Here is a 14,148-nt window from a genome sequence, read left to right as displayed (position 1 = left end):
ACATCGCACGCAGAAAATCAGTTTGTATTTTCAAGGAGTGTCATCCATTTGCTTCCTGCGCTAGTTAGAGGATATATTTCTAAGTGAACATTTAAAAGGTCAAACCGTATTGAGCTGTTCTGCACCATGATACCTGTTGTATATATTTATAGTCAAAACTAGCGAAGTAAGTGAAATGGGCGAGACTCCTGTGGGAACAGCGCGAGCTGAAGATCCACTCGGAAAGCGATCTTTGCTTATCCGAGTTAGCTGAAGCCGTGGGGCTGCGATTACTCGCCCCATCATAAAGCCCTGCCCACGGAAAGCGAGTCCATTTCACTTATGGAGCGGGGGAGGATCTCACGGTACAAATTCCTGTGCATTTTATATAAACTGTCCCTAACTCATTCTACAAAAACGGTTCAATAAGCTTGCCAATTTTTCCAGCTATCTTGAACTTCAGTGGGTGATTGTTTAAATGTTCCTCTGTTACAGGGAAGCTCCGTTTAAGATCAGTAAAGAAAGCCTCTCGAATTGGCTTAAGCATTTCTTGATCTGCATACATCTTAAGATTAATCTCTTGATTATACAAAAAACTCCGCTTGTCAAAGTTAGCAGTACCAAGATCACACCAGTTCTCATCAAGCAAGATAAGCTTCGCATGATAAAAGCCATGATCATAAAAATGAACTTTTGCACCAGCTCTAAGCATCTCCCGATAATAAGGAAAAGCAGTTGGCTTTACAAAAGGATGATCTCTTTTTTCGGGAGCAAGTATCGTAACATCTACACCTCGATTACACGCATCTAATAAACAATCAAATACACGTTTACTTGGAATGAAATAAGGCGAACCAATATGAATCGAATGCTTAGCTTGCTTTAACCAGTTCACTAATATGTCCTCTAATTGACCTGCTTCCGTCACATGAAGTGCAAAATGGTGATCGTTAAGAGCGGATTCGTTCTCAGGTAGAGACGGTAATAACGCCCTTTTCTGCTTTGTTGAATCCCAGTCAAAATTATATATTACCTGCAAATAACGAGCTAACTCTGAATCGGTACATTTAATATGATAATCTCGCCAGTCACCAAGCTTTGGGTCAAATCCGAGATATTCTTTTCCAACATTAAAACCACCAAGGTAACTTACCTTTTCATCGATAATGGCTATTTTTCGATGGTTCCGTCTATTTAGTCGATACAAAAAATAAGGGAAGGAAGGCGGATTACTCTTCTGAACATTAACACCACTTGCACGTAATGCTCGGATAGTTTTTTGTTTCAATGTAAGACTACCCATCCAATCAACAAGTAAATAAACAGAAACACCTTCTCTTGCTTTTTCTTTTAAAATTTCATACAGTTTTTGACTAATCTGATCATTTCGAACGATAAAGAAGGAAATGGAAATGTTGTTTTTCGCTGCGCGTAAATCAGCAAAGAAGGATTCGAAAAATACATCACCTGTTGTGATCATCTCGTAATTAACTGGCTGAAAAGGCACAGTTCCATAAGTTGGCTGTTTTCTAAAATGACGTTTTCCCATTTGAAAATCAAGTAGAGCAAGAGCTAAAATAATAATTAGAATTAAACCAATTGTTTGCAAGAAAACAACTCCTTATTTTTGTTTATTTAAGGGACGTTCAAAAGTCACTAAATGATAAGTGGCACAACTCTTCGTTGACTCGTTCTTCTGGTCCTCAGAAACTTCGACCCTCGACCTGCTTGCTTCTAATTTGCTAGCTAATTGAACACGTACTATAATATAACTTTCCCAATAAAGTGAAAATCATTTGATAAAAAAAACAAAAAAAATGCTTTTTAGTTTCGTATGCGTTAACATAAAATAGTAAATTTAAAATGAAAGAGGTGTTCTTGATGCAAAAACTTATATTTTTTGTTGGAGTAGCAGGTACAGGTAAAACAACTGTTGCCAAAGAAGTTGCTAAATATGTGCCGGGTGCTTTTTTAGATCGTGATACAATTGGTGGTCGTTTTGTTGAACGCATTCTGGAATTACAAGGATTGGACAAGAACGATCGAGACTCAGGATTTTATAAAGAAAATTTGCGAGATTTAGAATATGATACAACAAAAGACGTTTGTATTGATAACTTAGCAGCCGGGCAAAATGTATATATGATTTCACCATTCACAGCAGAATTAAAGAACAAACAATGGATTGAGGATGTTCTAAAAGCAAGTGACAGAACATTTGCTGAAGTTGATGTTAAAGTAGTAGTTGTAACCCTTGAAGATATTGAAATACAACGTGCTCGTATTGAAGACCGTGGTACAATCCGTGATACGTGGAAGCTCGATAATTGGGGTAGCTATAAAAAGAGAGATAATTTCGTTCCGACAATAAACTGGGATATTTCAGAAGATAATGTACATATATTTGATAATTCAGGTGATTTAACAGATGAAAAGATTAAGAAATTAGTTGATTTTGTACAAAAGTAACACGTAATCAGATACAAGAGTACATTTCTTTTAACAGTGAAATAGCAACAAATATTGCATTTTAATTTTCTTGCCAATATAATGTATTGGAGACAATAAGGGTGAATTCAAAATGTAAGTAATCTATTTCACAATTCCTTATGAAATAAAGAAGATAAGGTAATAGTATATGAATAAACATATACACGATAAACTATATAAAAGGGAGTGCTTTGACGGTGGGTTTAGATAATTATAGCCGCGAAGAATTACAAGAACTATCCATGATTAATTTGGCAACAATGATTTTGGAAAAAGAGAATAAAGCGATGCCTTACCAAGAGATTTACGATCAAGTTGTCACATTGAAAAATTATAACGATGTAGAAAAGCAAGAATTTTTGGCGCAGTTTTATACAGATCTAAATATTGATGGACGTCTTTTATCGATTGGGTCTGGCCTATGGGGATTAAGAGATTGGTACCCTGTAGAGCAAATTGAAGAAGAAATAAGTGCTGCACCAAAGAAGAAGAAAAAGAAGAAAGCGGCAGCTAAAAAGAAAAAGAAAAAAGAGGCAATTTTTGAAGATACCGATGAAGATATTACAGAGGAAGATCTGGACTTCGATCAAACTGATTTTGACGAGAGTGATGACGATTTTGATGAAGTCAGTAAAGATGATGACGATTTCGACGAGTTTGATGATGAAGAGTTAGATACTGACGATGATGATAGTGATGATGACACTGAAGATGACGAGGATGAGAATAAATAGAGACTACAAATTCAGCTTGACTTTTACAAACTGAATGAGTAAAATTCTATTTGGGCTCCATTATTTACTTAAATAATAAAAATAGCGTCCCCCTACATGTAGGGGGGCGTTTTTTATTTTTAGGATAAACAACACAGTATCTCGTTAAAGTAATCAAGATTTTGCACATTAATTCTTGCAGGAAAGCGTGTTTGAGTTCTTGATTTTTTAAATAAAAGATGGCAAGCCATGCCAAAATGATTTTAGCTTAGTAAGTTTGTCCAGGCAGAGACAGGTGTACGGTTTATTTAACGCAGTCAAGTGCAAGCACCAGTATGAAATCACAGGTTTTATCACAGATTAAAATAAAAAAGGAAGAGGGATGTTAAGTGACGAAGTATATTTTTGTAACAGGAGGCGTGGTCTCATCAATTGGTAAAGGGATTGCCGCAGCATCATTGGGACGTTTATTGAAAAACAGAGGATTAAATGTAACAATTCAAAAGTTTGACCCATACATCAATGTCGATCCAGGCACAATGAGCCCGTATCAACATGGTGAGGTATTCGTAACAGAAGATGGAGCAGAAACGGATTTAGATTTAGGACATTATGAACGTTTTATTGATATAAATTTAAATAAATATAGTAACGTAACAACAGGAAAAATTTACTCTACCGTTATTAAAAAAGAGCGACGCGGTGACTACTTAGGTGGTACAGTTCAAGTTATTCCACATATTACAAATGAAATTAAAGATAAAGTATTTCAATCTGGTAAGCAAACAAATGCAGATGTTGTCATTACTGAAATAGGTGGAACGGTTGGAGATATCGAATCGTTACCATTCTTAGAGGCAATTCGACAAATTAAGAGTGATATTGGTAAAGAAAACGTTATGTACATCCATACAACATTAGTACCTTATATTAAAGCAGCAGGTGAATTGAAAACAAAACCAACACAGCATAGTGTAAAAGAATTGCGTTCTTTAGGTATTCAGCCTGATGTCATTATTCTTCGCTCTGAACTGACAATTAGCCAAGATATGAAAGAAAAAATTGCTCTGTTCTGTGATATTGACGAAGGCTCTGTAATCGAGTCTACTGACGCAGAAACGCTTTATCATGTACCTCTAGCTTTACAAAGTCAGAATTTAGATCAAATTACTTGTGACCACTTTGGTTTAGATTGTCCACCAGCAGACATGACAGAGTGGAATGAGTTAGCTGAAAAAGTACAACATCTGTCAAAAAATGTTACAATCGGCTTAGTCGGAAAATATGTTGAATTACCTGACGCTTATATCTCAGTTGTTGAAGCCCTTAAACACGCAGGTTATGGCTATAACGCAGACGTGAATGTACGCTGGGTTGATGCAGAAGCAGTAACTGCTGAAAATGTTGAGCAACTACTAGCAGATGTAGATGGTATTCTTGTTCCTGGCGGTTTTGGTGATCGTGGAATTGAAGGGAAAATTGAAACCATTCGTTATGCTAGAGAATCAAAAATTCCATTCTTGGGAATCTGTTTAGGAATGCAATTGGCTACTGTTGAATTTGCTCGTAATGTACTTGGCTTACAAGGAGCGCATTCAGCAGAAATAGATCCAGAGACACCATACCCAATTATCGACCTACTTCCAGAACAAAAAGATATTTCTGATATGGGTGGTACATTAAGATTAGGCGTCTACCCTTGTCGACTAAAAGATGGCACGAAAACAAAAGAAGCTTATCATGGAGAAGATGTTGTTTATGAACGACACCGTCACCGCTTTGAATTTAATAACCAATACCGCGATCAAATGGAAGAGCAAGGATTTATCTTTTCTGGTACAAGTCCTGATGGCAAGCTAATCGAGACAGTGGAAGTTGCAGATCATCCGTGGTTTGTAGCATCACAATTCCATCCAGAGTTTAAATCACGACCAACACGCCCGCAACAATTATTTTATGGATTCATCGGAGCGGCAGTGTCACAGCAATAAAAATGCTGAAACAAAAAGCGAGATGATTGGAGGTCCAATTATCTCGCTTTTTTATTAAATTACAAACAAATGTAATTTTTACTATAAAAAGAACGAATTTTGTAATAGAATTGTAAACATATACATAAATTGGTCACAAATGGATTGTAAATTAAATTTAAAAATGATATATACTAGTTAGAATTTATTATATTATATAAAATATATTGTTAGGTATATGTATAACAATTTTCTTTAAATAGTAAGGAAGGCGGATTATGATGACAAAAACAGTCTTAATTGTTGATGACCAATTGGGTATACGCTTATTGTTAGAAGAACTAGTTAAAAATGAAGGGCATGCTGTTATTAGTTGTGAAAATGGGAAAGAAGCATTAACAGTAATAGAAAAAACACCGCCAGATTTACTTATAATTGATTTTCGCTTACCTATAATCGATGGCTGCACTGTTATTAGTAATCTAGAAGAGGCAAATACATATATTCCAACAATAATGATGAGCGGATTAGCTGAGGAAGCAAAACAAAGAACAGAAAATTTCACTTCTGTTAAAGAAGTATTTTCAAAACCTTTTAACATTGTAGATGCCAAATATCACATTAATCGTTTATTAACTGAAAGTAATTAATGTAATAGTATTGAAAAAATTTCTAGAATAAGGTAATCATTCATAAACTTCATAAAATATACAAAATAATTACGAGAGCAAGCGTTTACAATAATAAGTTTTGTTGCACCTTCTTGTCGAAGTTGGTATTCTAATATTGTATCCAATCAACAAACATATTTTGACTGGCTATAGGGAATATTATATTCACTAATCTTTTAAGGAGGAATAATTTATGCCATTAGTATCTATGAAAGAAATGCTAGACACAGCAAATGCAAAACGTTACGCAGTTGGACAATTTAACATTAACAACTTGGAGTATATTCAAGCTATCCTACAAGCTGCTCAAGATGAAAAATCTCCAGTTATTCTTGGGGTTTCTGAAGGTGCAGGTAAATATATGGGAGGCTATGGTGTTGTAGTTGCAATGGTTAGAGCAACAATGGAAGCGCAAGGAACAACAGTACCAGTTGCGATCCACTTAGACCACGGTCAAACATTTGAATCTTGTGCAAAAGCAATTCATGCAGGTTTCACATCTGTAATGATTGATGCTTCTCACGGAACTTTCGAAGACAACGTAGCAGTAACATCTAAAGTAGTAGAACTAGCACACTTCCACGGTGTTTCTGTTGAGGCAGAGCTTGGAACTGTTGGTGGAACAGAAGACGGTATTACAGGTGGTATCATGTATGCTGATACTGCAGAGTGTAAAGAGCTAGTTGATCGCACAGGTATTGATTGTCTTGCACCTGCATTAGGTTCTGTACACGGACCATACGAAGGTGAACCAAACCTAGGATTCAAAGAAATGGAAGAAATCAATACAGTTGCTGGAGTACCACTAGTACTTCACGGTGGAACTGGTATCCCTACAGAAGACATCAAAAAAGCAATTTCTTATGGTACATCTAAAATTAACGTAAACACTGAAAACCAAATTCAGCAAACACAAAAAGTACGTGACGTATTAGCTGCAAATCCTGAGATGATCGACCCACGTAAATACTTAGGACCATCACGCGATGCGATTAAAGAAACTGTAATCGGAAAAATGCGCGAATTCGGTTCATCAAATCAAGCATAAGTAATATTATATGAAAGTCATCCAACTGGATGGCTTTTTTATTTGATTTTTTTGTGATAACATTCTTATCCACTACATCACTAAGAATCGATTTCATTTGAGAAGTGGTCGTATTTTCATTTTTGAAAAAAATTCAGAAGGTTTTTCAACATAATTAAGTAAATTTTTGAACTTTTCCTAATTTATCCCTCATAATTATTAAATTCATAATACTAAAGGTAGATACTGGCGCAATTTATTTGTATAATAGAATTATTGTTGCTGAAAAGCATGCATGTTTTATGGAAAATATGTGTAAACTATGGTTGCCGAGAAAGATAATTGTAACTACTAAGATAAGAATAATAAAAATCATTGTATGGTTATACAATTAATAAAGTGAGGAATCCCAAATGCAAAAATTATTTGTACAAGGAGGTACTCCTCTCAATGGAAAAGTTAGAATCAGTGGAGCGAAAAACAGTGCTGTAGCATTATTACCAGCAGCGATTTTAGCTGATTCAAAAGTAATCATTGAAGGGTTACCACAGATCTCAGATGTTGGTATTCTAGGAGAACTTTTAGAAGAAATAGGCGGAGAAGTAAAATGGAGTGGGCAAACTGTACATATTGATCCATCACATATGACGGCGATGCCACTACCAAATGGCAAAGTGAAAAAACTACGTGCATCCTATTATTTTATGGGCGCAATGCTTGGTCGCTTTAAACAAGCAGTAATCGGATTACCAGGTGGATGTCACCTTGGTCCACGTCCAATTGATCAGCATATTAAAGGATTTGAGGCCCTTGGTGCAAAAGTCACTAACGAACAAGGTGCTATTTACTTACGTGCGGATGAATTAAAAGGTGCTCGAATTTATCTTGATGTTGTCAGTGTTGGGGCAACAATTAATATTATGTTAGCAGCTGTTAAAGCAAAAGGAAAAACGGTTATTGAAAATGCGGCTAGAGAACCTGAAATTATTGATGTTTCAACATTATTAACTAGCATGGGAGCAAAAATCAAAGGTGCTGGTACAGATGTGATTCGTATTGAAGGTGTCGACAGTTTAACTGGCTGTATGCATACCATTATTCCAGATCGTATTGAAGCAGGAACTTATACAATCATGGCTGCCGCTCAAGGTGAAAAAGTCTTGATTGATAATGTCATTCCACAACATTTGGAGCCCTTACTTGCAAAACTTCGTGAAATGGGTGCTAATATTGAAGAAGGCGAAGAGCAATTACTAATCACTAGATCAGAAAACATGAAAAGTGTTGATATCAAAACACTTGTTCATCCAGGGTTTCCAACAGACCTGCAGCAACCCTTTACCTCATTATTAACGAAAGCATCAGGAACTGGAGTTGTAACCGATACAATCTACCAGGCACGATTTAAGCATATTGATGAATTACGTAGAATGAATGCCCAAATCAAGGTTGAAGGAAGCTCAGCAATTATCTCTGGTCCAGTACAATTAGAAGGTGCAAAAGTAAAAGCCAGTGATTTACGTGCAGGAGCAGCCTTAATAGTGGCTGGTTTAATTGCAGATGGTGTAACGGAAATAACAGGACTTGAACACATTGACAGAGGTTATGAACAATTAACAGAGAAACTGTCAAACCTAGGTGCAGTTATCTGGCGAGAAGAGATGTCAGAAGCTGAAATTGAGCAATTTCAAAATTCATAAGAAAACCTAAGACAAGGAGCTAATCTACTGCTTCTTGTCTTAGCTATTCTATTTTAATACCCCTCTATTTAGACCCTTTTTTTAAAAAATTCTAGCTATAAAGTGAACTATATTAATGACTTTTTGAACTTTCTCTCAAAATTAAATAAAAATATAGTTGAATATTACGTAAGAAAAAGGTACGATGAAGATGGTTTAAGTAAACTACAAGGGTATACTTGGTAACATATTAGTAAAACTTCTATTCTATCTATTAATAACTATATTCCTTCTCTTAACTTCTTGCTAGAAATACATCATGTCTACATTACAAGACACAAGCAAAAGACTTCAATTATAGGGAGTATCCATAAAATAAGTATTATATTATCAAAGGAATACTGTATACAAATGAATAGATCTATTAACAAGATGAAGTATGCCATATTTATTGGAAAATAAGGATGGACATGCTCATTTAAATAATTTTATAGGTGTGGTGATTGTGTGGCTGAAGTAACGATCTCTCAATTAGAGACCATGACATTAAAAGACCTTTATGCTCAGGCGAAGGAGTTTAAAGTATCTTATTATGCAAAATTAACAAAAAGAGAATTAATTTTCGCAATATTAAAAGCACAAGCGGAGAAAAGTGGCTATTTATTTATGGATGGAATTTTAGAAATTATTCCATCAGAGGGTTTCGGTTTTTTACGTCCGATTAACTATTCGCCGAGTGCAGAAGATATTTATATCTCTGCTTCACAAATTCGTAGATTCGATTTACGTAACGGTGATAAAGTATCTGGTAAAGTAAGACCTCCAAAAGAAAATGAACGATATTATGGACTCTTGCACGTGGATGCTGTTAACGGTGATAATCCTGAACTAGCAAAAGAACGTGTCCATTTTCCTGCACTAACAGCGTTGTATCCAGATCGTCTGATGGGGTTAGAAACAAAACCTAATGGGATTTCAACGCGTATCATGGACTTGGTTACGCCAGTTGGTTTTGGTCAGCGTGGTCTAATTGTAGCACCACCTAAAGCTGGTAAAACAATGCTATTAACACAAATCGCGAACAGTATCACTGAAAATCACCCAGACACAAAGTTAATTATTCTATTAGTTGACGAGCGTCCGGAAGAAGTGACAGATATTGAACGTTCAGTACATCCTGATGTTGATGTTGTTAGTTCAACCTTTGATGAAGTGCCAGAGAACCATATAAAGGTATCTGAGCTTGTTTTAGAGCGCGCAATGCGACTAGTTGAACATAAAAAAGATGTTGTGGTCCTAATGGATAGTATCACACGTTTAGCACGTGCTTATAATTTAGTAATTCCACCAAGCGGAAGAACGCTTTCCGGTGGTATAGATCCAGCAGCTTTTCATAGACCGAAGCGCTTCTTTGGTGCTGCGCGTAATATTGAAGAAGGTGGAAGTTTCACCATTCTAGCTACTGCTCTAGTTGAAACAGGATCTCGAATGGACGATGTGATTTATGAGGAATTTAAAGGGACTGGTAACATGGAATTACACCTGGACCGCTCTCTTGCGCAACGTCGAATTTTCCCTGCAATTGATATCGCACGTTCTAGTACAAGAAAAGAAGAGTTATTATTGCCGCAAGATCAATTAGATGTTATGTGGGCTGTACGTAAATCGATGCAAGATTCAGGCGATTTCTTAGATCGTTTCTTACGAAAATTACGTAAAACAGAAAACAATTTAGAGTTCTTCCAACAACTAGAAGAAGAAATGAAGCGAAAAGGGACAACAAGAAAGAACTAGCTATTGCAAACAGATTGACACACTGTTATAATCTTTCTGTATGAATTCTTTATAGAATCCGTAAATTATACAATTTTCGTATTGTATAATAAGTTAATAACTCTGTATCCAAGGGATTCAGGGCAAAAGGAGTGGAAAGACATGAAAGCAGGAATTCACCCAGAATACAAAAAAGTTGTATTTCTAGACACAAGTTCTGATTACAAATTTCTAAGCGGATCAACTAAATCTTCGGATGAAACAATTGAGTGGGAAGATGGTAACACATACCCATTAATCCGTGTTGAGATTAGTTCAGATTCTCACCCGTTCTATACTGGTAAGCAAAAAGCTGATAAAGCTGGTGGCCGTGTAGATCGCTTTAAGAAAAAATATAATCTTAGCTAAACACATGCATTGTGTTAGTTGAAGTAAGTAAGCCATTCTTCAATTGAAGGATGGCTTATCTTAACTAAAGGTTGTTCAATAGAACAATACTTTATGAAAATGAACTGGATAAAACAGGCGAATTAGGTTTTCTTGCCTGTTTTTTAATTTGTTAAATAAGACTTTCGATGCAAGGGAATTTTAAGAAAAGAATCGAATATAGTCGTAGAAGGATAAATTTATACAGCTTGTTTTGGCATAGAAAGGAGCACGTCACGTGTATGTTATGAAGCAAAGCGGATGGGTTGAGCTCATTTGCGGAAGTATGTTTTCAGGAAAATCAGAGGAATTAATTCGTCGAGTTAGAAGAGCAACATATGGCAATCTTACTGTACGTGTATTTAAACCTGCTATTGATGATCGTTATGCAGATGAATCTGTTGTTTCCCATAATGGTACTACTATTTTAGCGCGCCCGGTTTCCTGTGCTGATGATATTATTGCCCAAATGGATGATTCAATAGATGTTGTAGGTATTGATGAAGTTCAGTTTTTTGATGATAAAATAGTTGAAATCATTGATGAGCTAGCAAATCACGGTCATCGTGTAATTGTAGCTGGCTTAGATACAGACTTTCGAGGAGAACCATTTGGTCCTATGCCCAAATTAATGGCACTTAGCGAATCTGTTTCGAAGTTAAACGCAATTTGTCCGGTTTGTGGGTCCCCAGCAAGTAGAACGCAACGTTTAATAGATGGCGAACCAGCCTCTTATTATGATCCAATTATTCTAGTTGGTGCTTCAGAAGCTTATGAGCCCCGATGCCGCCATCACCACGAAGTGCCAAACAAGCCCAGGCCAAGCTTAAATATTCAGCCTGCCAATACATCAAGCTAATCCAAAACACCGTCTTGTACGGTGTTTTTTGTTTGTTTTTTAAGGCTCTGTTGATTTTCGAATATTAATTCGGCGAACGTAGCGATTATCCGGCAAAAATGAGCATTAATTCGGCGAATTCAAAAATAATTCAGCGAAAAGAGGAATTATTCGGCGAAAACTGAATTAATTCAGCATTCGCTTAACATTTCATCAATCCGCTCCTCAAGAATTAGAATGTTTTAAATGAGAAAGTGCATCATACATACTGTTGCTTTTGACGTAGCATTCTTCCTATATTATAATGAGAAGTATTGTATACTAAAATAGGAATGCGCGTTGGAAAAGAAGAAGAGGTGAGACACGTGCTTGAAAAATTACAATCATTAGAAGACCGTTATGACAAATTAAATGAACTATTAAGTGATCCTGAAGTAATTAATGATACAAAGAAATTAAGAGAGTACTCAAAAGAACAATCTGATTTAGCAGACATCATTGAAGTTTATCGTGAATATAAAGATGTTACGACACAGCTTGATGAGGCTAAGAAAATGCTTGAAGATAAACTAGACCAAGAAATGCATGAAATGGTCAAAATGGAAATTGATGAGTTAGAAGAACAAGTTCCTGAATTGGAAGATAAATTAAGAATTCTATTGCTACCGAAAGACCCTAATGACGATAAGAGTGTTATTATGGAAATTCGTGGCGCAGCTGGTGGTGACGAAGCAGCGCTATTCGCTGGAGACTTGTATCGTATGTACGCACGATTTGCAGAAGCACAAGGCTGGAAGCTAGATGTAATGGAAACAAGTCAAACAGGTGTTGGTGGTTATAAAGAGGTTATTTTCATGATCAATGGAAAAGGAGCCTATTCAAAACTGAAATATGAGAACGGTGCCCATCGTGTACAACGTGTTCCGGATACAGAATCTGGTGGCCGAATTCATACATCAACTGCAACTGTTGTCGCGTTGCCTGAAACAGAAGAAGTAGAAGTAGATATTCACGATAAAGACATTCGTGTAGATACCTTTACATCAAGTGGACCTGGAGGACAAAGTGTTAATACAACCATGTCCGCAGTTCGACTAACGCACGAGCCAACTGGAATTGTTGTATCGATGCAAGATGAAAAGTCACAAATCAAAAACAAAGAAAAAGCGATGAAAATTTTGCGTGCTCGAATTTATGATAAATTCCAACGAGAAGCACAAGCAGAATATGATGAGAATAGAAAGTCTGCTGTTGGATCAGGTGACCGCTCGGAACGTATTCGCACATATAATTTTCCGCAAAACCGTGTGACAGATCACCGTATTGGACTAACTATTCAAAAACTTGATCAAGTCCTAGAAGGAAAACTAGATGAAGTGATTGATGCATTAATAATGGAAGAACAAACTAACAAAATGGATCAAATTGGAGAATAAAATGACGCAACCTACCTTACAAGAAGTCCTTCACCGGGCTTCTCTTTTTTTAGAAGAACATAATCGTGAACCGCGTGTAGCAGAACTACTTTTGTTACACCATCTTCAGTTTACTAAAACACAATTATTAATGGCGATGAAGGAAAAGATTCCGTCAAAAGTTAATGAAGCTTATCAACAGGATATTCACAAACACGTCGATACAGGGATTCCGATTCAACATTTAACTGGTTATGAGGATTTTTATGGTCGGACATTTCATGTAAGTCAAGATGTATTAATCCCACGACCTGAAACAGAAGAATTAGTAGTGGGTGTATTAGACCGAATTAAAAATATCCCACGCCCTCTTAAGGTAGTTGATATTGGTACAGGAAGCGGAATTATTGCTATTACACTTAAATTGGAAGATCCGAGCCTTACTGTAGAAGCAAGTGATATATCAACTGAAGCTTTACAAATAGCAAGGAAAAATGCTGCCACATTAAATGCTGAAGTTACTTTTAAGCAAAGTGATTTTTTACAAAAGTGGCTTGAGGAGTCTGAATCAGTTGATGTAATTATCTCCAATCCTCCTTATATTGCTTGGGAGGAAAAAGAAACATTAGCAGATACGGTAAAAAATTTCGACCCATCCTTAGCATTGTTTGCAGAATCAGACGGACTCGCAGCTTATCAACAGATCATTGTCCAAGCTAAAAAAATGTTATCCCCATGTGGATTACTTGCATTTGAAATAGGTTATCAACAAGCAGAACAAGTAAAACAACTAATACTAACACAATTCCCTAACAGTAAAGTAGAGATTTGCCAAGATATAAACGGAAGAGACCGAATGGTTTTTGCAAAAATGAGTGAATAGGAAATGGATTTTGGATTATTTTTTTAAAAAAGATTATTGCTTATGGCGCGAGATTTCAAAAAAGAATTTCCATGCTCGCTCCTCAAATAAAATTGATTCCCTTTCCGCAGGCACGGCTTCAGCTAATTCGGAAGCAAATGACGCTTCCGAGTGGATCGTGCGCCCGGCATGAGTTATAACTAGGTGGTGAAAGTCCACCACAGACTTGGCAGTAGGAACTGTTAGTGAAAGGCAAGGGTGTCTATCGTGAGATAGAATCTGAAGGAAGCCGGACACAAAATCCC

Annotated in this window: 13 protein-coding genes; 11 read left to right on the top strand and 2 right to left on the bottom strand. The window is 36.4% G+C overall.

Annotation, left to right across the window (positions count from 1 at the left end):
- Window positions 1–388 precede the first annotated feature (388 nt).
- Window positions 389–1,588: a cardiolipin synthase gene (cls, locus tag D2K40_RS08830; RefSeq protein WP_117155099.1), complete on the bottom strand. Its 1,200-nt coding sequence runs from the start codon at window positions 1,586–1,588 to the stop codon at window positions 389–391.
- A gap of 272 nt (window positions 1,589–1,860) precedes the next feature.
- Here cls and D2K40_RS08825 point away from each other — a divergent pair, with 272 nt between their 5' ends.
- From D2K40_RS08825 to prmC, 11 genes are all read left to right on the top strand, one after another.
- Window positions 1,861–2,448, top strand: coding sequence for a P-loop nucleotide/nucleoside kinase family protein (locus D2K40_RS08825; protein WP_117155097.1), 588 nt, complete (start codon window positions 1,861–1,863; stop codon window positions 2,446–2,448).
- A gap of 218 nt (window positions 2,449–2,666) precedes the next feature.
- Window positions 2,667–3,203, top strand: coding sequence for a DNA-directed RNA polymerase subunit delta (gene rpoE, locus D2K40_RS08820; protein ID WP_117155095.1), 537 nt, complete (start codon window positions 2,667–2,669; stop codon window positions 3,201–3,203).
- A gap of 368 nt (window positions 3,204–3,571) precedes the next feature.
- On the top strand, window positions 3,572–5,173 hold the full coding sequence (locus D2K40_RS08815) for a CTP synthase (RefSeq protein WP_117155093.1): 1,602 nt from the start codon (window positions 3,572–3,574) through the stop codon (window positions 5,171–5,173).
- 257 nt (window positions 5,174–5,430) lie between these two features.
- Window positions 5,431–5,802 carry a response regulator gene (locus D2K40_RS08810; protein WP_229666687.1) on the top strand — a complete coding sequence of 124 codons (372 nt, stop codon included), beginning with the start codon at window positions 5,431–5,433 and terminating at the stop codon, window positions 5,800–5,802.
- A gap of 214 nt (window positions 5,803–6,016) precedes the next feature.
- The gene (gene fba, locus D2K40_RS08805) at window positions 6,017–6,871 is read left to right on the top strand and encodes a class II fructose-1,6-bisphosphate aldolase (RefSeq protein WP_117155091.1); all 855 of its coding nucleotides are present in this window, start codon (window positions 6,017–6,019) and stop codon (window positions 6,869–6,871) included.
- Between the two features lie 392 nt (window positions 6,872–7,263).
- Window positions 7,264–8,550 (top strand): UDP-N-acetylglucosamine 1-carboxyvinyltransferase, encoded by a 1,287-nt coding sequence (locus tag D2K40_RS08800; RefSeq protein ID WP_117155089.1) that lies wholly within the window; start codon window positions 7,264–7,266, stop codon window positions 8,548–8,550.
- 486 nt (window positions 8,551–9,036) lie between these two features.
- Window positions 9,037–10,323, top strand: coding sequence for a transcription termination factor Rho (gene rho, locus D2K40_RS08795; protein WP_117155087.1), 1,287 nt, complete (start codon window positions 9,037–9,039; stop codon window positions 10,321–10,323).
- Between the two features lie 141 nt (window positions 10,324–10,464).
- Complete coding sequence (locus tag D2K40_RS08790) at window positions 10,465–10,710, top strand: type B 50S ribosomal protein L31 (protein ID WP_117155085.1); 246 nt, start codon at window positions 10,465–10,467, stop codon at window positions 10,708–10,710.
- A 256-nt stretch (window positions 10,711–10,966) separates the two neighbouring features.
- Complete coding sequence (locus D2K40_RS08785; protein WP_117155083.1) at window positions 10,967–11,587, top strand: thymidine kinase; 621 nt, start codon at window positions 10,967–10,969, stop codon at window positions 11,585–11,587.
- Window positions 11,588–11,931: 344 nt separating this feature from the next.
- Window positions 11,932–13,002, top strand: a complete 1,071-nt coding sequence (gene prfA / locus D2K40_RS08780) for a peptide chain release factor 1 (protein WP_117155081.1) — start codon at window positions 11,932–11,934, stop codon at window positions 13,000–13,002.
- A gap of 1 nt (window position 13,003) precedes the next feature.
- Window positions 13,004–13,864, top strand: coding sequence for a peptide chain release factor N(5)-glutamine methyltransferase (gene prmC / locus D2K40_RS08775; protein ID WP_117155079.1), 861 nt, complete (start codon window positions 13,004–13,006; stop codon window positions 13,862–13,864).
- Between the two features lie 33 nt (window positions 13,865–13,897).
- Here the strand turns inward: prmC and D2K40_RS16540 are convergent.
- Window positions 13,898–14,148 (bottom strand): hypothetical protein (locus D2K40_RS16540; protein ID WP_205417567.1); only part of this gene is annotated, 251 nt, incomplete at its 5' end.

This window comes from Paraliobacillus quinghaiensis (assembly GCF_003426025.1).
Lineage (GTDB): Bacteria > Bacillota > Bacilli > Bacillales > Amphibacillaceae > Paraliobacillus_A > Paraliobacillus_A quinghaiensis.
This window is presented reverse-complemented; position numbering and strand designations above follow the sequence as displayed.

What these genes read in the sequence shown, in the direction of transcription:
- fba (WP_117155091.1), top strand. Translation starts at nt 6,017, where the DNA reads ATGCCATTAGTATCTATGAAAGAAATGCTAGACACAGCAAATGCAAAA.
- D2K40_RS08810 (WP_229666687.1), top strand. Translation starts at nt 5,431, where the DNA reads ATGATGACAAAAACAGTCTTAATTGTTGATGACCAATTGGGTATACGC.
- D2K40_RS08800 (WP_117155089.1), top strand. Translation starts at nt 7,264, where the DNA reads ATGCAAAAATTATTTGTACAAGGAGGTACTCCTCTCAATGGAAAAGTT.
- prmC (WP_117155079.1), top strand. Translation starts at nt 13,004, where the DNA reads ATGACGCAACCTACCTTACAAGAAGTCCTTCACCGGGCTTCTCTTTTT.
- D2K40_RS08825 (WP_117155097.1), top strand. Translation starts at nt 1,861, where the DNA reads ATGCAAAAACTTATATTTTTTGTTGGAGTAGCAGGTACAGGTAAAACA.
- D2K40_RS08790 (WP_117155085.1), top strand. Translation starts at nt 10,465, where the DNA reads ATGAAAGCAGGAATTCACCCAGAATACAAAAAAGTTGTATTTCTAGAC.